Below are 22109 nucleotides of genomic sequence, written 5' to 3' on the forward strand. Positions count from 1 at the left end.
GCACGAACTTGAGTTGCGACTCATATCACTGTAGGACTGGGCCGGTGGATACGGGCCGAAAATCCATGTATCAAAAAACGAGCTGACGACACTTCTGCAAGCCGGTGGTGCTGGAACAATTATGACATGCCCCGCAGATGATCGATCTCCGCCGCGACCTGCAGGGCGGCTTCAAGCTCTGACTGTTGATGCTCCTCCATCAATCGCCAGCGCTGGGCTTTCTCCTCGGGCTCGGTCATGGCCAAAGCGAGGTACAGGCTCGGCGGCACTGCGCGGAATAGTGTCTCCAGGTTCTTCGACAGGACCACGCCCTCGGTGTACTTGCCCGAGGCCTTGCTCGCGGAGAGCAGCAACGCTTTCTGCGCCGGCGTGAGTTTCTTGAATCGGGCTATCTCCTCGATTTCCGCTGGCGGCATGTTCAAGCAGATCCACCACTCGATCATGTTGAGCATGGTCTGCGCCGCATCGGGCAAGTCGGCCATGTTCTGCGTTGCCAGCCAGAACCAGGCGCCGAGCTTGCGCCACATCTTCGTGCCCTTGACCACAAAGGGGGCCAGCAGCGGGTTTTTGGTGATGATGTGGCCTTCGTCGGTGACCATGATGATCGGTCGCCCCAGGTACTGATCGCGCTCGGCGATGTTGTTCACCGTGTTCATCAGGCTGATGTAGCTGATGGACATCTGCGCCTCGTAGCCCTCACGGGCATAGGTGGCGAGGTCGACGATCGTCACGTCGCTCTCCGGCCAGGGTGTGCCGGGCCGGTCGAACAATGCACCTTCGAAACCCTGGCAGAACAGGTCGATGGACTCGGCCATCTCCTGCGCACGCTCACGGCGCTTGTCGGGCAGGTGGGTGTCGCTGGCGACCTTGCGCAGGGCATCGCGGACATGGCGGGTCAGCACCTGCTGCTCAGTCGTCGCGCAGTACCGGGCGGCATCGAGGATGCACTCGCGGATTAGACTGCGGTCCGCCCGGGTCAGGCGCGCCTCTTCCTTGGCTTCGCCGCCGGTGATCATCAGCCGAGCGGTGATCTCCAACTCGCCCAGCACATCGCGCTGCTCGTCACTGTCCGGCGTGGACTCATCCAGGTCTTCGGTCGACAAACTGGCGACCTGGTCCGGATGCTCGATCAGGCGCCGGGCATGGGCGAACGGCGCCAGGCTCACATCACTGCCCGGTTTGAGCTGAACCTTGTTGACGGTTAGGCCGAGGGTGGCGAAATAGTCGCCCTGCAGGCCGAAGGAGTTGCCCGCTTCGACGATGAACAGCCGCGGCCGGTACACGGCCATGACCTGCATGAGGATCGAGACCAGGGTGGCCGACTTGCCGGCGCCGGTCGGGCCGAACAACAGCAGGTGGCCATTCATCGAGCGGTCGAAGCGTGACAGCGGATCGAACGACAGCGGCGCACCGCCACGGTTGAAAAAGGTGATGCCCGGGTTGCCGGTACCGATGCTGCGTCCCCAGAGCGGCAGCAGGTTGGCGACGTGCTGGGCAAACAGCAGTCGGGTATACCAGTTGCGTGTGTCCCGCGCCGGGTTGTAGACCATCGGCAACCAGCGCAGGTAGCTGTTGCACGCGGCCACTTCATCGCCCTCGCGCACCGGTTGTAGGCCGGCGCCGAGCAGCACATTGGCGGCCTGGACCGAACGCTGGCGCAGCTGCTGTTCATCGCCGCCGCGCAAGTACAGCGCCAAGGTTCCGCGGTACAGCTTGTGCTGGCGGCCAATCAGCGCGCGGGCCTCTTCCACGTCCTGGCGGGTCTGGGTGGAGGCGAGGTTCTCGCCGATGGCTTTTCGCGCCAGGCGATTGAGCTGCTCCTCGAGCACATCCTGGGGCGTGATCACCAAGGTCAGGCTCATGACCGACCGCTCGGGCAACTGATCGAACAAGGCGTTCAACGCTTCGCCCTTGCGTGTTTCACCGGTCAGCTGGCCGATATGCGGTGGCCTGCGCAACTTGTCGACCACCATCACGGCGTGAGGCTTTTGATCGAAGTACCACAGGCCCTGCTCGCTATCGGAGCGCGGCTCTTGAAAGAACAGCCGCTCGGCGAAATCGTGGTCGAACGGCAGCGGCAGCTCCTCGCCGTCATCCACGTCCGGGTAGGGCACACGTCGATAGAACGCGGCGGGGAACTCGCCAGTGAGGGCTGGGGCCGGGTTGAACCAAGGCAACAACCAGGCGTAAAAGTCGCGCCCGGTCAGCCGCCGAGGGCTGACCCCGCAGGCCTGCAGCGAGGCCACCAGGCGGTCGCAGGTGCGGTTCAACAGCTGAACCGGGCTCTGCCCATCCTCGTCGGCCTGCTCTCCGAGCCAGCGGTAAACCACCAGGCGAATCCGCCGGTTGCTGCCGCGCCACGGCAGGTGGGACACCACATGGTCGTCGAACAGCCCACCCGGTTTGCCGACGGCTTCAAGATGGCGGCGCATCGACGCGAGGAAAGCCTCGGTGAACGGCGTACCTCGCGCGCGCGGCGCGATGTAGCGCTCCAGGCGTTCAAGGTACGGGGCGAAGTCACTGTCGTCCTGGCAGAAGAACTGCACCACCCAGGGCGCCTGGTCGAACTCGTCGAAGCTGTCCTGCAACGCATCTTCCAGCGCATCGCGTGCCGCCATCAGCCATTCGGGCTCACGACCCTCGGTACCGATCGGCTGCAGCTCGAACACGGCGCCCACGGAACGGTTGTCGTCGAGCAGAAAGCACTGCGCATCTTCGAGGTATTCGACCCAGGGCAAGTGGTCGGTGAAGCTGGGGTTGTGCGCGTACTGGGCGGCCTCGTCGGCCAGCGTGGCGCGCCGACGTTGCACTGCACGCCAAGACTTCCAACATGGTGGTTCGCGACTCGTGTCATCGGCCATCACAGATCGTCCAGGCGCTCGCCGGGCAGCGCGTACTGGACCTTCTCGTACAGTGGGAACACGGTCGAGTAGCCTGGCACCGGCGTCTGTTGGGTACCGGCCAGATGCGGGTAGACGTACATGACCAGGTCTGGGTTAGGTAGACGCGGGAACTGGGCACGGATTTCGTTGGCCGCCGTGCGCGTGTAGGCGCTCTGGTCCTTGCTCAGGCGCTCAGGATCCAGCACCGGGCGACGTAGTTCTCCACGCGCCTCAACTAGCTGTTGCTGAGTTCCGACCGAGCCACCGCCGTTCCAGATATCCAGCATGGTGTGATCGCCGTGGGGCAGCATTTCCTCCTTGCTGGTGGAGCAACCGGCCAGGTGCAGGCCGAGCAACAGGCTAATCCAGATCCAGTACCGAGACGGATGCGCTTTCATGGTTCACTCTCCGGCCTTTGGGTTCGTAGTCGATGCTGATTTCGTGGTCCAGGTGCAAGGCCACCTTAGCCCCAGGGGGCACGTAGATGGCGGCGAAGGCTTCGCCGTAGAGCTTGTTGATCCACTCACGGATGTCGCCAATGCCCCCGCTAATCACCGAGTTCAGCGCGCTGTTACCGTTGTTCTGGGATAGGCCAAGGCTGCCGCTGGCCGAGTTGATGAACGAGGTGTTGTTCTGCTCGCTGCCCAGGGCTGCAGCAAAGCCGGCGCCGGCCGCAGTGATCAGACTCTGGCTGCCCAGGTACTGCTGGGCGTTGGAGCGGCGCTCACCGGAAATGCAGGGGATGCCGTAGGGGTCAGAAATGTAGCCCAGGCCGCCGCGGATCTTCTCGGTGTCCGAGGTCTGGGTGCTGCTGCGATTGCGGCTGACGACCTTCTGCGGCTGCGGCACCGTGCGGACGGTGCCGTCGCCGAAGACAAAAGTGATCGACTCGACCTGGCCGCGCACGCAGGACAATGTCCAGTCACCAGCGGCGGTGCCGCTCATTACCGCGCCGACCACGTCCGGCAGGTCGATGCCGTTGGCAGTGAGGTTGTCCGGCCCCACCAGCACCTTGAACGGATAGGGGTCATTCACCGTTCCGTCTACCGGTACCCGGCCAATGAGCGCGGTCATGGCGATCGAACCCATCAACGTCGAGTTCTCGGGAATGGTGTAGACGGGGCGGGCGCCTTCGGTACGGTCCTGGGCGTTCTCCAGGTCACGTTCGCCTTTAGCGACGGCCCGTAAGCGATCTTGGCCACGGTCGATGGCGTTGTCGTCCAGACCGTGCAGATCCTTGAACTTCGAGGTCAACGACGACAGCGGTCCCTCGGCTTTGCCGGTGTTCTCTTGGCCGGCGCGGGCATTCGATGGTTCGATCCACTGCACCGCATCTGCCGGTGCCTGAGGGCCTGCAAACTGCTGCTCGTCGCCTGGCTCAAGACCGAATCCCGCAGGAACATCCGACTTTGCGGCGGGCTTACCGGTGAGCTGGTCCTTGAGCCTGGAGAGCAGCCCTTGGGTCTCGCGATGCTGCTGCTCGGCCTTCTGCCGAGCATCGTTGGCCTGCTGGCGCTGTTCGGTAACCTGTTGGGTGACACTGCTCAGCGTGCTCTGGATGCGCGTATCGATATTGCCTTCGCGCGTGCGCAGCCGGTTGTTCTCGGTCTGCAGGGCATCGTTGCCTTTCTTCAGCGTCTGCATCTCGCTGCGCATCGCCTTGACCTGGCCGATCAAAGTGGCCACGGTGTCGCGCGGAGTGTCGCCGGCGATGCCCAAGGCCTTGGCCTGTTCCGCGCTGAGCGTGGCATTCTCCGGATCGTGAGTGGGCTGGCCATCTGGGGTGGTCACCCAGGACTTGATGATGATCAGCACGATGCCTAGCAGGACCGCAGGCACAAACCATTTCAGCAGGCTGTTAGCTTTCATGATCGGCAGCCTCCGGTTTTGCCGGGGGCAACAGCAGGGCGTGCTTCAGGTCGCCGCCACGGGTAACGAGATAAGCCACGGTGGTGTCTTCAGGCGTACCGGTGAGACCTAAGTCCGCGTGCTGGAACGTCGCGGCATACAGCGTGGCTTGCAGGTGGCGCGGGTCGAGCACCACATTGCCAGGGCCGCGATTCACGATCTTCACCGCTGTCACCCAGTAGTCGCCCAGCCGCCAGGCTGCGAGGGCCTTGATCGAAACCCGCTCGGTGGGCAGCAAGGTGCTGAACGCGGTGGAGTCGCTCAGCGGCACCCGCCGCACACCGGGTAGCGGTGCCACGGTACGCAGGGGCGCATAGAGGTTCTGCGCCGCATAGCGGGTGAGCACCACCGGTACCGGGGTTGCTGCAGGTGACGTGTCCTTCGCCGCTTCCACGTTCGGTGCCTGAGCCTGGGCCACGATCTTGACCGGCTCCAGTGCCTCGCTGCCTTCAAGCGCTTCGATGTCGATCAAGATGATGTCGCCTGACTTCACCGACTGCAGCTGCAGCCGGGTAGGGGGAAGGGTTTCAGCGGCGCGCAGATACACCGTGCCTCCGACGGACTGGACGCGCAGCTTGGCAGCGATCGCACCCGGCACCCCTACGCGGACATCCTCATCGAGCATCAGGACTCGTTCCTGGCCCACCGTAAGTGGAACGGCCAGCGGCAGGCGATCCCAGTATTTCACCTCGACCGCACCGACCGCAGAACACCAGCCTGCGGCAACCGCCAGAATCATGATCAAGACACGCATCATCCCGCACCTCCAGGCAGCGTCAGTTTCTGCGGTGTGCCTTCGTAGCAGTCCAGGGCCAGGCCCCACTTGTTGTGCTCGGGGTCGACGTCGAAGCGCACCACGCGAAGCGGGTAGCGCACCACCACGCGTTTCACCGGCTCGGCGGCGTAGTACTCGTCAGCATTGAGGTCGAGTTTGACCAGCCAGCTGTGCTTATCCAGCTGCTTCACCCGTAAGTCGGGATCGTCGCTGTAGCCGCGGCCCAGCACCTCGTACACCCCGCGCACCCGGCCGCGCAGTTCGCCGGCGGCTTTGCGGTACTCGAAGTCGCCGTCGAAGAAGGTCTTGCACGCTGGGGTCAGGTAGGGCTGCAAAGCAAAGATGGCACGGTGGTAATCGACCTCGCCGTCGGTGGGCCAGCGGTTGAGCTGGCCGAAGATGTACAGCGCGAAGGCGTAGATGTTTTCTGGCGGTACATCCCACCATTTACGTGTGCTGCCGGAACGTAGATCGGGCGGCACATGGATGGTCAGCTCGGAGGGCGCGGACTGCCAGCCATACCACAGCCCGCAGCACAGCAGTGCCAGAATCGAAACGGCCAGCCGCAGGCTGAAGATATGCGCCTGCTGCGCATCCACCTTGTTGCGGAAGCGGCTCATGGCGTCGACCTCGCATGTCGACGCGTGCGGCGCACTGTCCAAGGCCCCGAGTGCAGGATCAACTGATGAGTGCCGACACCCCAGTGCACTGCCAGGTGCCACTGCAGACGGCGGTACAGCCAGGTTTCGGGGCGGGCGCGCTTGGCCCGACGCAGCAGCTTGCCTCCCCTAAGCAACACCAGCGCCATGCAGATGAACATGCAGGTGGGGAGGGTGGCGATGGACGTGGTAACCACCGCCAGCGGTGCACCGAGGATCGCACCCAGGCCGGCGCCAACGATCAGCGCGACCCACATCTCGTCATTGGTGAGCCCGCGCAGCACGGCCGGGTCACGATTGAGGCGCTCCGGGAGGAAGGTCAGCGTGCCGTCAGGCAGGGTAGCGAGGGCATCGGACATGGTGACCTCACAGGATCGTGGCGGCTTTGGTGAGGAACCACAGGATCACCACCACCAGAAGAGCGCCGACGCCGACCACGGCGCCGAGGTCCTTCCAGGTCTTGCGCTGGTTCTGCACGTCGGCGTAGACGGTGAGCGAATGCCACGCCACGCCGAGGAAGGCGAGGGTGGCGATCAGCAGGCCGAGGAGGATGCCGCCGTCGTAGGCGTAGTTCTTGATGGTGTCGATCAGCCCAGAGCCTTCGCCACGAGAGGGCGCTTCCATGGTCGGCAGGTCAGCCCAAGCCAGCGTCGAGCTCAGAAGCACCAGGCTACCGAACAGGACTTGTGAACAAGATTCCCGCAACAGCGCGAGCGGGCGATGGCAACGACGGGAGAGGTTCATGGCAGGGTCTCCTGGTTACGACAGCATGAAAAACATCAACACGATCAGGGCGAGGGCCAGGCGCAGTGTGCTGCCGCCGAGCGCACCGAAATTGAGGTTGCCGGCCGCCCAGCCGCGGTAGCCGGTCCACAGGGCCCAGCTACACCAGAGCAATGCGAGCACGAGCACCAATGAGCGCCACAGCACCGAGCTGAGCTGCGGTGTGAACCCGGCAACGGCCGAGAACGCGCTGAGCTGGGCGTCAGTCATGCTCATGAGAGGGACTCGAGTGAGGCGGTTCAGCACGGTAATCACCGGTCAGCTCGACCAGATCAGCTGGCTGCGCACGCGAGGGCGAAAGGTAGTTGTGGATGCCTTGACGCATACGTCCAAGGTCTGCTGCGAACCTCGAGTAGTCGAAGCGATAGCGGGCGCCTGCGGCATCGACTGAGCCGCTGTTGGCACGGTCGGCCAACAGTTCGATGGCAGTGATCTGTCGCTGCACCAGGCCGAGATCTGATCGCTCCGGCGCGTCTTGAGCGACGGTACCGAGAGACACCAGGCAAGCAAGAAATAGGACGGAGGAGGTAGTTTTCATGGTGAATTCCAGCCTTAGATCTGGCATTCACCCTGAGGAATTAGGACGTTTTTGGCATGGATTAAAGGGATCTTTGATCCTTCACTTTAGAGTCTAAGACTTCAGTGAGTACGTCGTGAGTCACTGGCGCAAGTGTGTTGGATCGGCTACGCATTACTCTCCAATGACCGCAATCGACCCTAGACGCTCATACCCGGTCTCTAGCTCGCGGCGCGCTCCGTCACCAATCGCTACGTTTAATGGGCTAGCCGCTCGACAATCCAGTCTACGAAGCCACGAACACACGCATTCAACTGCTTGTTTGATGGGTAAATCGCAGAAATGGGTATCGTTGCGCACGTGTGTTTTTCAAGGATGGGTACGAGTACACCGGACTCAAACAGTCGCCCAAAACCTGGAAAGCTGCCCTGCACAATTCCATGACAAGCATGGAGTACATGGGCGGACGTAAAGGTTTGCGTGAGATGGTAACGAAGAAGGGGTTCAAGCTGCTTTAGGAATGAGCCCGCGACCGCTTCTGGCCGTTCGCCGCCCGTCCCGAACGACGGGTATCGGTCGATCGCAGCCCTTTGCGACATGTAACTGGCCGATTTCTTCGGGCCAGAGTCGGAGCGTGGGCAGGTCAAATCCGACGCAAACGACCGGTCAAGTCGAATGCAAATGGGGGTCAAGTACATACATTTACTCAGCTAGAGGCGCGAGGGAAACAACGGCACGATAACTGTCTAAATATCGTTGGTCGCCTCCCACAAATCCGCCATTGCTCGGCTACAGCAGATGGGTAATAACCCACCCTTGCGCAGCTAACGCCGCTTTACACTCTTCTGAAACCCGTTCTGCGTTGACTGCCAGGCAAAGAAAACTGGTAGGTCGTGACATTCCGACATACAGATTGCGGTACTGAGATAGCTGGCTCTCAGGCGTTTTTTTAGCTCGAGTACCGATCCCTGCAATGATGGGCAGCGCGAGCTCCAGATCGAAACGACGACTTGGATGACCTAGAGACTCCATGACGAGGGTTGCCAAGTGCGTTTCACCTTTCATCGAGGCGAGTGTGCCGATGTGAATGTTTAAGCTGCGACCTTTTTTTTCGACTGAGCAAATCGATCGGTGAAGCCCGTGAATAGCCATGGGCGCTGGCCGTTGAAAAACCGGAAGCTCGGTGAACATCTGCAGTGTCAGATGATCTGGGAGCAGCGAGCGCAGCTTTACGTAAAGCGTATTCACGATACGGACGCGCCTTTCTTCATCTGCTTCCGCCACGTTTGCCATGCATAGATTACGAATCAGCAACCGGAAAGCCGACACGTCCTTATCAGCATCGCGCAATTTGCGAATCAGCTGATGATCAGCTTTCAAGCCTTCGACAATCTCCGCTTTGGCAGCGCGCAGCACCAGAAATAACGCTCTGCGGATCTCTTCAAATCGTGATGAAAACGATGCGTTTACGGCAGGTTTTGACCCACCGAGAAGTGCCCAAAATCGCACAAGCTTGAGCCCAGGCAGTTGGTCGCCAGTGGAAGCAGGCCAGTAGTCCAGTAGGGTACGCCCAGCTATCTGTTTTGCGGCATCGCCCTGTTTCCGAGCGCAAAGAGCTTTGACTTTCCCTTTGGTCAGGTCGGTATCGCTGAAGCGGTCTAAGACATGCTCTCCAAACGTCGAGATCACATCTTGTACACGCTCGGTGCTGTAGACGATCAACATGGAGGCGTGACGGTCTTCGCTCTCTCCAGTTACAGCGGCACCCGTCAGCTGTGTTCTGGACACGGACTGAGCGATGTGAGGACCGAAGCGTTTGCTGGAGGATATCGGCAGCGCGTCGCCTCGTGGGAACGTCAAGTGTTCCGCTCCTTCCGAACTACCTAGGATTCGCTGATTGATATCGCCGAAGCGCTGAATGATGACGGTGTCGTCGAACATCAACTGCAACAAACGCTCTTGCTCCCAGGACGTATCCTGCATTTCGTCGATGAAGACGACAGGGAACCTACGGGATAGCTGGGCCCGAACCTTGGGGAATTGAGTTAACAGGCACTCCGCGTACGCGAACATGTCCGCGTGCCGGAAAACTCCCTCGGCGGCGAGTGTTTGTTTGATACCGACAATTGTCGGATAGGTTTTCGCGCTTGGCTTGGGGAGTGAGCCGGATTCACTGGCTAGGTCCAGAGATGATCCTTTGTAGACCAGCCCCTCTAGCATGGGCGCAACACCTGGGTTCATTTCCATATAGCGCCGCAAGCTGTAATTGGCATTGGCTAAACCTAGTGCTCGACGGGCAAAGATGTCGTTGTCGATCACATCGACGGTCATCCCCTTGCTTCGCAGGTACGGCAGAGCCAGAAACTGATTCACCATGGCGTGAATCGTCCCTATGAAGTGAGGATGCGTGAGTAGGCGACTCCCGTCATGGCTTGTACCTAACCGGCGCTGAATTTCATCACGGGCAACATTTGTATGACTGAGTACACAAACACCTGCGCGGCTTGAGGTCCATCTGCGGCTTAGCATCAACAGCTTCGCTGCAAGCACTGTGGTCTTACCACTACCTGGCGCGGCGTTGATGTCACGAGACTGGTTCTCCAGTAGCACCGTACGCCGCTCGTGATCATTGAAGTTCAAGTCGGGAGTCAGGTCGTGTAGAGCATCAAGATCTCCAGCGCCGATCACAGGGACGGTCATGGCTCCGTCCTACCAGTCAGATGACGCAGCGCCTGCTGTAGATAAGGCGGCAGATTGTTGAACAGCTCATCTCCTTTCCCATAATCGCCTGTTGAAATCAGGTGAGCCGCGTATTGGGCGGTGATGGCTTTTGATGCTTCTTTCTCTACGAGCGGTTGATAGATGATGGACGCCAGCTCCGCTTTCGAATGCCCGGCATTCGAGAGTTTTTCCCAGAACGCTGCTGATTCGACAATGGCTTTCTTCTCATCTTCCTCCGTCAGCCGTTCACCCCTCGAGTTTGCCTTCTTAGCCAGATGAATCGCGTCATGCATCAACCGGTCGCATCCGTAAAAGGCGAGATCGTATTCGAATGTCCATTTGTTGGAGACACAGACAATTGTGCTGCCGCCCTGGGCACGGTCGATCTTTGTCTTGACCAACGCCTCGGCCTCCTCCGGCGTATAGTCTTTTTCGAATCGCTTACCTTTCTTGGGAGCGGATACGTAAGTGGCCTCGTCAGGAACGATGTCACGATCCGTGATGCAGGCGACAGGAATGGGAGTCGCCGAACCATCACTCGGCTGGAGGATTCGAGCGTAGTGATAAAGCCCAACCCCGCCGACGTTTACACAAGAGATCCCGTGTTCGTTGAAAGAGTATCCTGCGGCCGCCGCCAAGGCGGGCAAAAGTAGCGATTCTGCTGGCCCCTCTACGATCGCAACACCGCGAGCGAAGAACAGGTTCGCTTTGGTGGCATCAATAAAACGTCTCAAGAACTCGTAATCGCTTTTCAGCAGCTTGGTCTTCCCGTGAGCCAAGCTGAACAGCTGAGCACGGTTCACCAAGGTGAGGCTCGCGATGTCGGCGCCCGCCGCCAGAGATGGGCTGTGGGTGGTCATCACGATCTGAACAGGTCGGCTATCTTGCTCAACTGCCTTGGCGGTGCGCTCCAGAAGCTGCTGAACGCGCTCCTGCAACTGCGGGTGGAGATGGGCCTCAGGCTCCTCGATCAACAGTAATCCGAGCTCCTCACCGTCACGCAGAAGAACCAGTTCAGTTGCCATGAACAGAGCGTTGTTATAGCCGAGCCCGCGAATGCATCGCTCACCTGGATCGATGGTGGAGGATGGCAGCAGCGCCAACTCAAAACGCTCCAGAATGGGCTGCAGGCCCAGCTCCGGAGCGATCTGGATACGTGAGGACAGGGCATCGCCAGCAAACGCAAACTTGTTCAGGTAGTTGTCATTGACGTCGTCCTGAACATCCTTGATGACCTGATGCTCGCCCAGATGGTGCTGAGCAAACGCCATCAACCCTACCAGGTTGCTGGGGACGGTAGCTGGAGCAGCGACGTCGAAGTCATTTTTCTCCTGCCCATCAATACGCTTATGAGCGCCCAGAATTTGCGATAAGCGAGATTGACGACCCGGGCGTAGCTCGGCTTCGGCATCTCGAAGGGGACGCAAGTAGGTGGCCCGGATGAGTTCACGAACCGCCGTACCAATCTCGGGCCCCGTGCCATTCGGACCTGAGCAGGTGATTGCCTCGACTCGCCCACGCTTGTTGGCCTTGGGTGGTATCCAACGCGCTTGCAGATAGACGACCAAGCTATGAGACCCGTCCGCTTCGTGGGTCATCCATTCGAGAACGGAAGCCTCTTGCGCCGGGTCGAGGTCCACAAGGGTGGCCTCAATGAACAAAGAACAGGCTCGGGTCTTACCCTTGATGTGAAAATCTGTTTCGAAGAGGCGGACGAACTCATAGCTGGTTGTCCAGAGCACGTAGCGGATCGCATCAACTACCGAGGTCTTGCCTGAATCGTTTTCCCCAACAAGGATGTTGAGGCCGGGGGCGAGCTCCCAATCAAGTGCTGGCGCCGCCGTACCATCGCCAAACGCCCTAAAATTCGACGCCCTGATCCGCTTCAAATGCATCTTGCTTCTCCGTCCTGTTGGAAAGCCTGTCCCGGATGGCGTAACGCACTCCGTGCACTCTGTGTGCTGTAAATGGCTTTTATCACGGGAGCAAGCGCGTCGGAAGGGTAATTTAGTAGCAGGAGGCCATTACGGAGCAACGAATGAGAGCCTGAAAGCCAGCCACAAAAAAACCGCCTGGACGGGCGGTCTTTAGGTGCGCTACGAATGGACGTTCGTTTTTCAGGTCGCTGAAAAACATCAACGACCGCATAGTAGCTATGCGTGTTCACACAGTGCAACAGAGTCAAAATTGCCTCTATATTGCATAGATCGTAGGCGAAGTCGTAAAAATGCGGTCGTGTCGAAGGGCTGATCTTATGGGAAATTAAATGTAGTTAACACACACGAACACGCATCGAAATTTTTGACTACAGTTAATCTCCAGTATTTTTTATAATCCATTCTGCAAAGCTTCGGTCATGAGGGTCAGGTTCATAAATATCCCTTAGATCTGACTCATACATCTTTGTTGGAATGTCTAGGTGGATATCTACTTGATTTGAAAGCCGGTGATCCAAAAGCTCTTCTAGCAGATAGTCTATATACATTTCTGCTTGCTCAAAATCGACCCTAAACCATTCAGAATTTGTGTCCTCGTGATTGGTGATTCTATAGTCTTTAAAATCATAGTGAATGCTCGACTCAATCTTTGAGATTGGAGCCAATCTTTTGGGTACATAGTATGCTACGTGCAACCCTAGATTGGGATCGCCAGTTCTAAGATTCCTGAACCTTATTAAAGGATTTCCATCAGTTCGACCTATCTTGCAGCGAGTGTAATCCGAAGAGCTAAGCAGTATATATATCCAGCTGCCAGGAAGTGTTATCATGAACATGATTTGCTTTTAGTTGGTGAGTCGCTCATTATAGCTCATTATGAAAACTTTGAGTTTTTTTCTGCTCGTGCCCGCTAAACGGCGACCCAGGTTATGCGGACATCTAAATAGGATATACGGTTATGCGGGACTGACCTTCGATTTTTGAGAGCAGTGAGCTTTCGCTTTGATTGAGAACTCGTTTGGCGCGATCGAGGCAGGCAACCAGATCCCGCCACGCGAAGGAGTGAAAAAGACGCCCTACGGAAACACCGGGCGTCTTTATTCACGGCTGAACCTTCACGCTCAAATCACGGCAGGCTCGCCGAGGTTGCAATATTGCCCTTTGAAATTCAGCAGTGGTTTCCTGAAGGTTCAACGCCTTCACTTCACCGATAACGATCACATGGTCGCCTGCAACATGCTCGCGTGAATCTCGCATTCCAGCCAATGCGGGCTGCCAGCAATGACCGGATTGCTCAGCGGCTGGGTAATTGCACTGAGTTGACGACCTATTTGCATTCGACTTGACCAGCCATTTGCATCGGACGTGACCAGCGCACGGGTACGTCTTGACCGGCAGGAATCGATCCATTGCGGGTGCTGAACTACAGCGCGACGCGGACTCTGTGGGAGCGGGTTTACCCGCGAAGCAGGCGCCGCGGTGGATGGCACCGGCTGTGCCGGTGTTCGCGGGTAAACCCGCTCCCACAAAGATTGATGTTCGGCTCACCGGCGGCTATGGGTGTCGATAGCAGTCAGTCGCGAACGGCTGCAATCTACCCAGGCTGTGTGAAAACACCTGCGATTGTCTAACCTTCTGATCGTCGAGATCGTGGCGGGGACGATCATGAAACGGTTCATTGAAGGTGAAGCCCGGACGCAAGTCACGCTGCTGCCGGAGTGCCTGGATGATTACATCACCGAAGAAAACCCAGTTCGGGTGGTCGACGTTTTCGTCGATGAACTCGACCTCGGAGCACTCGGGTTCGAGGGTGTCGATCCGGCTGCAACGGGGCGTCCGGCCTACCATCCAGCAGTCCTGCTAAAAATCTACATCTATGGCTACCTCAATCGGATTCAGTCCAGCCGCCGGCTTGAACGCGAGGCAGCGCGCAATGTCGAGCTGATGTGGTTAGCGGGCCGGTTGGCGCCTGACTTCAAAACGATTTCCGACTTTCGCCGAGACAACGGCAAAGCCATTCGCAGCGTCTGCCGGCAATTCGTAGTGCTTTGCCGCAACCTCAATCTTTTTTCCCAGTCGATCATTGCCATCGACGGCAGCAAATTCAAAGCCGTAAATAACCGCGACCGCAACTTTACCCAGGGCAAGATCAAGGCGCGCATGCAGCAGATCGAGCAGAGCATTGACCGCTATCTGGCGGCGATGGATTCGGCGGATCGGGCAGCGCCCGAGGTCGCCGAGGCTAAGACTGAACGGTTGAGCGAAAAAATAGAAAAGCTGAAACAGCAGATGACGAAGCTCAAGGACATTGAAGCGCAGCTTCGCGCCAGCCCAGATCAGCAAATCTCTCTTACCGATCCTGATGCACGCTCAATGGCCACGAGTGGCCGAGGTACTGGCACGGTTGGCTACAACGTACAAACAGCAGTCGATGACAAACACCATCTGATCATTGCTCATGAAGTCACCAATGTTGGCAATGACCGAACGCAGCTGAGCAATATGGCGAATCAGGCGCGTGAAGAGATCGGCGCTGAGTCGCTGACAGTGGTCGCCGACCGAGGCTATTACAAAGGTCCGGAGATCCTTGCTTGCGAGCAGGCCGGGATCACCACTTTTGTCCCGAAGCCGCTGACATCAAGCAGCAAAGCGGAAGGCCGATTCGGCAAGCAGGACTTCATCTACATTGCTACAACGGATGAATACAGATGCCCAGCGGATCAGCTACTGACCCGCAGGCATTCTTCAGTGGAAGACGGCATGTTGCTGCACTCCTACTGGTTCTCTGGCTGCCAAAGTTGCTCTATGCAGAAGCAGTGTACGACGGGTAAGGAACGCCGGCTAAAGCGCTGGGAGCACGAAGCGGTAGTTGAAGCGGTGCAGATCCGATTGCAGCATGACCCAGGAAAGATGAAGGTTCGCCGGCAGACGGTGGAGCATCCCTTCGGAACGCTCAAATACTGGATGGGAAGCACTCACTTCCTGACCAAAACTCTGCCGAGGGTAAGCACCGAAATGAGCCTTCACGTGTTTGCCTACAATCTCAAACGAATGATGAGCATCTTTGGCATCGCTGGGCTGATTGAAGCGATCAGGACATGAGTCCAAGCGTTTTATGCGTCCGTATACGGCTATCTGGGCCGCTGCCGCGGCCCAGATAGCACAGGCAGCGCCTGGCGCCCGACTGAGTGAGACCTGCACTTAGATCTGCTGAATTTACAGGCTGACCCAGCTTCTTTCGCTCCTCGACGTACTTACTTGCGTTTTCACACAGCCTGGGTCGATAGCGGACGGTCAAAGGTATTTTTTGAAAGTCGCAGCCGTAATTGCCACCATCCATCCAAGCACTGCAGCGCATGGCAGTAGGACCCAAATGGGATTCACCGATAAGGGCAGGGTGAGGTAGATCACCCAAGGGCTTACCATCAGCGGCAGCAACAACCGCTTCGCTCGATGGTAGACAAAGCTGCTCTCCCGGCCCGCTCCAAACTTGCGCAGGTCGCGACGCATCAAACCATCGATCGCGCCGGTGATCACCGCGAGCAGGAACAGAGGCATAGATAGTGTGAGTACGGCCAGTCGCACCACGAAGGTGAAAGTAGTGAACAGGGCCGCTAGTAGGTAGTCCTGCGTCAAAACGTAGACCTGCGCGAACTCCCCCTGCTTTGAAGGTTCTCGGCTGAGCAATCTCAGCTGGGTATCGGAATGCGCCCATCCGGTGCGCACTACGACCCAGTCGTTCAGGTGTTCGAGTACCTTGGCCGTCGCTTGTGCCGGTTCATGCACCAGCAGCGAGTTTTTGAAGTGGTTGCTGAGCCAGCCGAGCTCACTCAGCCACATGGCTTGGCTGTGATGCCAGCCCTGCTCGGGCCAAAACCATAGCATGCCCACGAACTCCAGCACGATGGAGAAGATCAGCGAAGCGAACAGCAGGCCGAGCAGTCGCAGACACAGCTCGAGCATGCCGATAATGAGCCCCGGACTTCGCTGTGGAGGAGGTGAGCTGGCTGGGGTGGTAGGCATACGGGCTCCGCATACTCGGTTGCTGACGGCGCGCTTACGGGGTGTGTCTGCGCCCGGGAGGAGGCATCTCGGGATCGAAATCGATCGTCGGTGCACCGCCAGCGCTGCTCCACCAACTCCCCGCATTGACGTTGTAGGACTCGCGCATGCGCGCAGCCAGGGTCTGGAGATCCGCCGGCATCGCATCGTCGCTAGCCGGCTTCGGTAGCGGCATGCGTACTTTCCACAGTTGCCCACCTTCCTGGAACGAGAACATCTGCCCCTTGGGCAAGGCGATGATGTGTGCGGGTTCGATCAGTGGCACGGCGGTGGTGGTGACTCGGTCTTGCGAGGAGGAGGTGAAGTCAGTACGGGCATCAGGATCGGCGGTGTCCGTCGCGCCGGAGACCAGGGTGCGTGTCTGCACGTTGACCTTGGGCAACTGGTTGGTCAGCAGTTCGGCGGTGGCGGTCTCCCGTACCCGCAGCATCTGCAGGGTGTTGAAGTTGCCGATGACCTGACCGGCCTTGGCCCGGTTGCCGATCCGCGCCTCGATGTCGCTCAAGGTCTGGGTATAGGCGGTGACCTGAATACCGGCACCACCACCCTTGTTGATCAGCGGAATGAACTCGTCGCCCATCAGCTCGTTGAACTCATCGGCGTGCAGGTTGATGGGCACTTTGTCCGCAGCGCTGGAGGAGCCTGGCAGGCCGTGGTCGATACCGTGTTTGTAGATGTGGCCAGCGACGGAGACCAGGTCGGCGAACATCGAATTGCCGACAGCAGCCGCCACCTCAGCATCGGACAGCGCGTCTAGACCGACGTAGACGATGCCGCGTTTACGGATGACCTGCAGCCAGTCGAAGATCGGCCGCGGATCGTCAAGGTCGGTGTAGTTGGGGGCGAGCAGTTGCGCTGTCTTGCCGCTGGTAAGTTTTTCCAGCAACGGCAGCAGTGAAGCCACGATTTTGTCGAAGTAGGTGCGGTCGTAGCGCACGGCCGAACGCAGACCGTCCATGACTGGGTCGAAGATGCGCTTGGCGGTCAAGTACTGTTCGATGGCGACCACGCGCTTTTCCCTGCCGATCATGTGCCGCGGGATGTTCTTCTCGTTCAAGCGACCCTCGATTTGCACGATCGCTTCCCAGGCCTGCGGATCATGGCGGGCGAAGAAGTGCTGGGCGTATTCGATGAACAGCGCATCGATGTTGACCACGTGCCGCTGGATTTGCAGGTAGTCGGGGCGCCGGCCGAGCTCGATCAGGGCCCGGGCGATGATGTTGACGAAGCGCCAGGCAAACTCGCGAAACGCCGCAGAGTTGCCTTCGCCGCTGAGCTGGCCAGCGATGCGAGTGGCGACTTCGGAAATGCGGCCGAAGCGGCCGATGGCGTTGTAGCGGGCGGAGATCTCTGGCCAGCCCAAGTGGAACACGTAGAACTCATGCTCGCGCCCGGCGCGGCGTGCTTCCACGTACATGCGCTTGAGCAGGTCGGCATCACCCTTGGGGTCGAAGACGATGACCACCTCCTGGCTGGAACGGTGGATGTCCTGGGTGATGTAGACCTCGGCCAGGCGCGTCTTGCCGACCCGGGTGGTGCCCAGCACCAAGGTGTGCCCGACGCGTTCGCCCAGCGGTAAGCTGGCTTCTTGTTCCTTCGGCTCGACGCCATGCAGTAGTGGCGAGCCACCCACCGGTGGCAGCGGGCGAACGGGGTTTAATGGGCTGTCCCAGGCGGTCAGGTGGGGCAGCAGCGACAGACCGGGTGGGGCTTTTTCTAGCAGTTGCTCCATTCGCCGCGCCCACTGGTGGGCAGTCGATTGATTGACGTAGCGGGCCAGCGCCGGGTCCTGCGCCTCGAGCAGACGCTGGGTGTGCAGGCGGGTCCAGCGAAAGCCGCGGCCCATGAACAGGCGCTTGCCGCTCACCGGAATCTGGCGACTGGTTAGCGAATAGCGCGGCAGGCGGCGTATGTTGCGCCGGTAGCGCAGGACGATCCGTGCCTCGTTAAGCCGCTTCAGGCCGAATGCGGTATAGGCCAGGGCCATGCCTGCCCCAACCTCGGGCGACAGGGCTACCGCCCAGGGCGAGTGCAGGCACAGGGCGCCGGCACCGGCGCAGATGCCCACGGTGTACAGCTCCACCGCAGGGCGTAGCAGGGACTCCATCGTATGCTCGCCCATGATGAGCCCTCACTGTTCCAGGCCGGTGGGCGTGATCAGCACCGGGTAGTGCTGCAGCTCCAGGCGTTCGGCGATGTCGTCGCCACTCACCGGCCAGATGTCCAGTCCCGGGGCTGTCGCCTGGATACGTCGCAGCGCCTGGACGTCGGCAACTTCAACGGCCAGACCGCTGGCGCCCAGGTTCTGCAGCCTCTGAGCATACTGGGCCAACCATTCCAGAGATGCGGCGTCGTGCCCGACCAGGAACAGCGGCGTGAACCCGGGCAGCTTCAACGACCTTGGCGGCACGGCACCGGGTGATAGGCGTGTGCTGTGCACGGGCAGGGCCCAATTCAGCGCTCGGGGATCGGGCAGTTGGCTTGGGGCCGGGAGCGCACCACCCGTCCACCACAGGCAAGTACACAGCGTTACCCAGCACAGACGGTTCATGGCTGTAGCCCTCGCGGAGATGCCACTACCGCCTGGATACGCTGCCAGTGCTGGCTGAACTGTCGGCGGTAGCGCGCTGCAGGCGCCCCTCCAGCAGGCCGGTGATAGCGGCCCGCCGCCACGACCCAGTCACCGCTGTCGGCGTAGTGGGCGCGCAGCAGCTCGGCAGTCACAGCCAGGTTGGCGCGCGGATCAAGAGCCTCGCAGGCGCTGTGGTAGCGGTCCGGGTGGTAGCCGATGTTGGTCTGGCCCAACCCGACATCAATGCGCTTGGGATCGTGGCGGGCCAGTGCCTGTTTGAGGGCGGCACACGCCTCATCACGGCGGGCGAAACGCAGCGGTGTGCCCGCGATATTCAGGGTCCAGGGCCAGGGCATGAGGTGACCTCGTAGTGGCGTACCGCTCTCCTGCAGGGCGATGGCGAACAGCACGGACGCCGGGATGCCGGCGCGTGCGGCGGCCAGTTGATACGCAGGCGGCGGTAGCGCGTCCGCGTGAATGGCCGTGGAGCCGGTCAAGGCCAGCGCCAGGATCAGTCGATGCGCTGCCATTTCCCGTCCACCTGCTGGTAGCGCGCCGGCAAGGGGCGGCTGGCGCCCAGGGCGAACCAGCGGCCGCGGTCATGGTTGAGGGTGACCTGGCCACTTCTGACCTGGGCGGAGGTAATGCCGGCGCCCCGCGCCCATTGGCGTAGACGTCCGTCATCACCCTGGCTGCCGACCAGGTACACATCGAGGTGCGCGCCGCCTTGCAGCCATTGCTGGGTGTAGGAGACGCAGGGCGGGCAGCGTTCCTCCACAAACAGGGCAAAGCGGTCGGCAGGGGTAGCTTCTGGATTGTCGGCTATGGCCTCCACGGGCAGCATTCCCGGGAACAGTCGCGCCCAGGCGGCGGTATAGGCTTTTTGGTAGGCCAGTTCGCGCTCGGCGCGTTTGGCTTCGAGACGGACCTGCAGCTCGGCGTAGCGTTGCCGTTCCTGGTCCGAGTCGGCTTCCACCCCGAGGGTGGTGAGTGGGTCGAGCTGCGGCGACCAGTAGTGGCGGGGGCCAGCCTGCAGGCGCTCGAACTTGCCCCACTCAACCGCCGTCAGCCCCCAGGCCTTTGCCCGAGTTGCGTCAGATGCCTGCCGACCCAGTGGCGTCTGTTCGCTGAACTGCGGAGCCGAGTCGACAAGCTTTGGCGCGCTCAACGCCAGTCCTGCGAACAGGCAGCTGGGAACCAGGATAAGCGAGAGAATGGAGAACCGAGCCATACGCACCTCTTCACGGCAGGGGCAGTGTGTGGTCGCCATGCCCTGCGACATGGAACACCACCTGGTCCGCGCGGATCGCGCGCAGCTGCCAGCTGTTCAAGCTGTCGCCGGGCTGCAGCAGGTGCACGGTCGTCAGCGAATGCGCACCCGCGGGCAGGGCTGCCACAAACCTGACGTCACCTCGAGTCTCGATACCCAGCAGGGTGAAGGGCGGTGTCAGCGCCTTGGCCTTGGCTTTTCCATCCGTGGAGGCCTTTGGCTGGGTGTTGGCGGCCGCAGGCACAGAAGGACGGGTCGACAGTTTCTCGAGCTTGGCCTCTGCCGCAGCCAGCCGTCGTTCCAGTGCCGTCAGATCGCTGCTGCTTGGACCTGGCAGTGCCGCCTCGAGCGCCTTGAGCGAGACGGCCAGTTCATCCTGCTGCTGGCCGAGCGCGGCCTGCGCCGCAGTGTGTCGACCTTGCGCCTCGCCCAACGCCACGACCTGCGGCTGCAGCGTAGTAAGCCTGGCACCCAATGCATCGATATCACGGCGCAGGGCCGGCGCTGGATCGGCTGGAGCATTGCGGGCGTCAGCCTGGAGCTCGGCCAGTTGTTGATGATGGTTGTAGGCCTCGGCGGCGAGCACGGCGGCGCCCAGGCACAGGGCACCGACCACCAAGGCCTGAAAATGGAGGACCTTCATGGGGTGAGCTCCAGAGTCGAGAAGGGGGGAGTGGGCGACGGCACGCGCAGGGCATAGCACACGGTCCGATCGACCGGATCGATGTCGAGTCGCCAGGCCGGGGCGCCGATGATGGTTAAGGCGTCCAGCAGCGAGATCGGTCCGAGCTGGTGCTGTACTGCGGGCAGAGGGCGACGGAACAAGCGATCCACCGCTGCGCTATCGGCACACAGCGCGTAGCCCGAGCGTTTCAGCACGTGACGCAGGGCTTCACCGACGGTGGCGTTCAGAGCTGGCGCGATCTGCACGTTGACCAATTGATACAGCGGCTGGCGCTGCTCCAGCGTCGGTCGTGTAGTGACCAGGGTGTAGCGGTCTTGGCGCACCCAGGCCGGAAGTGGGGTTTTCGGCTTAAGCGATGCCGCCGGCAATGCGGGAGGTGCTGCGGGAGCCGAGGCCGGAGGCGGTGGCGGCGTGCTGCAGCCCGCCAGGGCGATCATCAGTCCGAGGGTGGAAAGTAGGGATGTGTGCATGACCGGGTCTCGACAAATGTTGCCGATACCATGGCGAAGGCGCGAGGCGAGTCCCCACTGGAAAACCGAATCTGGCGAGCTAGCTTTTCAGTCGGCCCCCACAAAAAAGGCGCCCGGGAGGGCGCCTTGGTCATTCTTCGGTGAATAGCGGTAGCTGCGAGAGCGGTGCCGCGTCAGGGTCAAAGATCAGCAGGCGGATGTCCGCCTGGCCTGCCAGTAGGAGCAGCTTGAGTAACACTGGGGGGACACGGTCAGCGAGCATCCGCGCACTGACCTCGTCGGCGCTGCAGGTGCTGTCCCGGGCTTCAGCTTCTGTTGCCCAAGGCGTCGAATAGAGTTTGCAGCCGACGGCATGGCTGGCGTTGAGTTCGAAGCACTCGAAGAAGCCCGCCGGTGAATTGCACCAAGCGCGCACCTGCAGGTACTCGAAGTCGTCTGCGGGCAGGTGGGCGCTGCTGATTTCCCAACTGCGACTGTAGTGCCCGGTGCTGAAGGACAGTTGTTCGACCAGGTGTTGCGCCGCCTCGACATTGCCGAGGTCGCCGACATGCATCGGGCGTCCGAGCTGATTGCCCATGATCTGGTAGAGCACCGTGTTCACCAGACCGTCGGCCGGGCAGCGCATGCGCAGAAACTCGGGTACGCACACGCCGTCGGTGATCACCGCGACGTCGTCATCGAACAGGCACGGCTGCAGGCTGATAGCCTCATCGGGCAGCTCGTTCTGAGCCGGGTGCAGCGCGCGGTAGCACGGTGGGCAATCGTCGGCATAGCTGATCTGCAGGACACGCTCATAGCGCAGGTCTTGGAAACCGCGAAGAAACGGATTGGGCAGGGAAGGGTGCATGGTGATTCTCCGAAAGCGCCG

At 60.3% G+C, this 22109-nt stretch carries 21 protein-coding genes and 1 pseudogene; 1 reads left to right on the plus strand and 21 read right to left on the minus strand.

Annotated elements, in window-relative coordinates; all coding sequences use genetic code 11:
• Nucleotides 1–119: 119 nt before the first annotated feature.
• From AAZU54_RS05250 to AAZU54_RS05310, 13 genes and pseudogenes are all read right to left on the minus strand, one after another.
• On the minus strand, nucleotides 120–2861 hold the full coding sequence (locus AAZU54_RS05250; protein ID WP_212627780.1) for a conjugative transfer ATPase: 2742 nt from the start codon (nucleotides 2859–2861) through the stop codon (nucleotides 120–122).
• Nucleotides 2861–3280: a TIGR03751 family conjugal transfer lipoprotein gene (locus AAZU54_RS05255; protein ID WP_070095662.1), complete on the minus strand. Its 420-nt coding sequence runs from the start codon at nucleotides 3278–3280 to the stop codon at nucleotides 2861–2863. Before AAZU54_RS05255 ends, AAZU54_RS05250 begins: the two co-directional genes overlap by 1 nt.
• Nucleotides 3243–4751: a TIGR03752 family integrating conjugative element protein gene (locus AAZU54_RS05260; RefSeq protein WP_182375177.1), complete on the minus strand. Its 1509-nt coding sequence runs from the start codon at nucleotides 4749–4751 to the stop codon at nucleotides 3243–3245. The genes AAZU54_RS05255 and AAZU54_RS05260 overlap by 38 nt, the downstream gene beginning before the upstream one ends.
• On the minus strand, nucleotides 4741–5547 hold the full coding sequence (locus tag AAZU54_RS05265; protein ID WP_182375176.1) for a TIGR03749 family integrating conjugative element protein: 807 nt from the start codon (nucleotides 5545–5547) through the stop codon (nucleotides 4741–4743). The genes AAZU54_RS05260 and AAZU54_RS05265 overlap by 11 nt, the downstream gene beginning before the upstream one ends.
• Nucleotides 5544–6185, minus strand: coding sequence for a PFL_4703 family integrating conjugative element protein (locus tag AAZU54_RS05270; protein WP_172219062.1), 642 nt, complete (start codon nucleotides 6183–6185; stop codon nucleotides 5544–5546). The genes AAZU54_RS05265 and AAZU54_RS05270 overlap by 4 nt, the downstream gene beginning before the upstream one ends.
• Nucleotides 6182–6583, minus strand: coding sequence for a TIGR03750 family conjugal transfer protein (locus AAZU54_RS05275; protein WP_434726706.1), 402 nt, complete (start codon nucleotides 6581–6583; stop codon nucleotides 6182–6184). The genes AAZU54_RS05270 and AAZU54_RS05275 overlap by 4 nt, the downstream gene beginning before the upstream one ends.
• Before the next feature lie 7 nt (nucleotides 6584–6590).
• The gene (locus AAZU54_RS05280; RefSeq protein WP_182375174.1) at nucleotides 6591–6968 is read right to left on the minus strand and encodes a TIGR03745 family integrating conjugative element membrane protein; all 378 of its coding nucleotides are present in this window, start codon (nucleotides 6966–6968) and stop codon (nucleotides 6591–6593) included.
• 15 nt (nucleotides 6969–6983) lie between these two features.
• Nucleotides 6984–7223, minus strand: a complete 240-nt coding sequence (locus AAZU54_RS05285; protein ID WP_434726707.1) for a TIGR03758 family integrating conjugative element protein — start codon at nucleotides 7221–7223, stop codon at nucleotides 6984–6986.
• A complete protein-coding gene (locus tag AAZU54_RS05290; protein WP_182375173.1) occupies nucleotides 7210–7545 on the minus strand; it encodes an RAQPRD family integrative conjugative element protein in 336 nt (111 codons plus the stop codon). The genes AAZU54_RS05285 and AAZU54_RS05290 overlap by 14 nt, the downstream gene beginning before the upstream one ends.
• Before the next feature lie 768 nt (nucleotides 7546–8313).
• Nucleotides 8314–10224: a UvrD-helicase domain-containing protein gene (locus AAZU54_RS05295; RefSeq protein WP_182375172.1), complete on the minus strand. Its 1911-nt coding sequence runs from the start codon at nucleotides 10222–10224 to the stop codon at nucleotides 8314–8316.
• A complete protein-coding gene (locus AAZU54_RS05300) occupies nucleotides 10221–12140 on the minus strand; it encodes an ATP-dependent nuclease (protein WP_434726708.1) in 1920 nt (639 codons plus the stop codon). The genes AAZU54_RS05295 and AAZU54_RS05300 overlap by 4 nt, the downstream gene beginning before the upstream one ends.
• A gap of 416 nt (nucleotides 12141–12556) precedes the next feature.
• Nucleotides 12557–13018 carry a GIY-YIG nuclease family protein gene (locus AAZU54_RS05305; RefSeq protein WP_434726709.1) on the minus strand — a complete coding sequence of 154 codons (462 nt, stop codon included), beginning with the start codon at nucleotides 13016–13018 and terminating at the stop codon, nucleotides 12557–12559.
• 285 nt (nucleotides 13019–13303) lie between these two features.
• A pseudogene (locus AAZU54_RS05310) lies at nucleotides 13304–13483 on the minus strand (flavin reductase family protein); the annotation flags it as partial.
• A gap of 364 nt (nucleotides 13484–13847) precedes the next feature.
• On the opposite strand from AAZU54_RS05310, the gene AAZU54_RS05315 reads away from it, so the two are divergent.
• Nucleotides 13848–15284, plus strand: coding sequence for an IS1182 family transposase (locus AAZU54_RS05315; RefSeq protein ID WP_434726710.1), 1437 nt, complete (start codon nucleotides 13848–13850; stop codon nucleotides 15282–15284).
• A 192-nt stretch (nucleotides 15285–15476) separates the two neighbouring features.
• Here the strand turns inward: AAZU54_RS05315 and AAZU54_RS05320 are convergent, their stop codons facing one another.
• The 8 genes from AAZU54_RS05320 to AAZU54_RS05355 form a co-directional block, all read right to left on the minus strand.
• Nucleotides 15477–16205, minus strand: a complete 729-nt coding sequence (locus AAZU54_RS05320) for a TIGR03747 family integrating conjugative element membrane protein (protein WP_434726711.1) — start codon at nucleotides 16203–16205, stop codon at nucleotides 15477–15479.
• A 34-nt stretch (nucleotides 16206–16239) separates the two neighbouring features.
• Complete coding sequence (gene traD / locus AAZU54_RS05325) at nucleotides 16240–18366, minus strand: type IV conjugative transfer system coupling protein TraD (RefSeq protein WP_434726712.1); 2127 nt, start codon at nucleotides 18364–18366, stop codon at nucleotides 16240–16242.
• A 9-nt stretch (nucleotides 18367–18375) separates the two neighbouring features.
• Nucleotides 18376–18795 (minus strand): integrating conjugative element protein, encoded by a 420-nt coding sequence (locus AAZU54_RS05330; RefSeq protein ID WP_434726713.1) that lies wholly within the window; start codon nucleotides 18793–18795, stop codon nucleotides 18376–18378.
• A complete protein-coding gene (locus AAZU54_RS05335; RefSeq protein ID WP_286901132.1) occupies nucleotides 18792–19346 on the minus strand; it encodes a transglycosylase in 555 nt (184 codons plus the stop codon). The genes AAZU54_RS05330 and AAZU54_RS05335 overlap by 4 nt, the downstream gene beginning before the upstream one ends.
• Nucleotides 19328–20047 carry a TIGR03759 family integrating conjugative element protein gene (locus AAZU54_RS05340; protein ID WP_434726714.1) on the minus strand — a complete coding sequence of 240 codons (720 nt, stop codon included), beginning with the start codon at nucleotides 20045–20047 and terminating at the stop codon, nucleotides 19328–19330. The genes AAZU54_RS05335 and AAZU54_RS05340 overlap by 19 nt, the downstream gene beginning before the upstream one ends.
• Nucleotides 20048–20057: 10 nt before the next feature.
• Nucleotides 20058–20729 carry a hypothetical protein gene (locus AAZU54_RS05345; RefSeq protein ID WP_434726715.1) on the minus strand — a complete coding sequence of 224 codons (672 nt, stop codon included), beginning with the start codon at nucleotides 20727–20729 and terminating at the stop codon, nucleotides 20058–20060.
• Nucleotides 20726–21241, minus strand: coding sequence for a PilL N-terminal domain-containing protein (locus tag AAZU54_RS05350; protein ID WP_434726716.1), 516 nt, complete (start codon nucleotides 21239–21241; stop codon nucleotides 20726–20728). Before AAZU54_RS05350 ends, AAZU54_RS05345 begins: the two co-directional genes overlap by 4 nt.
• Before the next feature lie 130 nt (nucleotides 21242–21371).
• Nucleotides 21372–22088 carry a hypothetical protein gene (locus tag AAZU54_RS05355; RefSeq protein ID WP_434726717.1) on the minus strand — a complete coding sequence of 239 codons (717 nt, stop codon included), beginning with the start codon at nucleotides 22086–22088 and terminating at the stop codon, nucleotides 21372–21374.
• Nucleotides 22089–22109 lie beyond the last annotated feature (21 nt).

It is taken from the genome of Pseudomonas sp. Je.1.5.c (assembly GCF_051129895.1).
GTDB lineage: Bacteria > Pseudomonadota > Gammaproteobacteria > Pseudomonadales > Pseudomonadaceae > Aquipseudomonas > Aquipseudomonas urmiensis.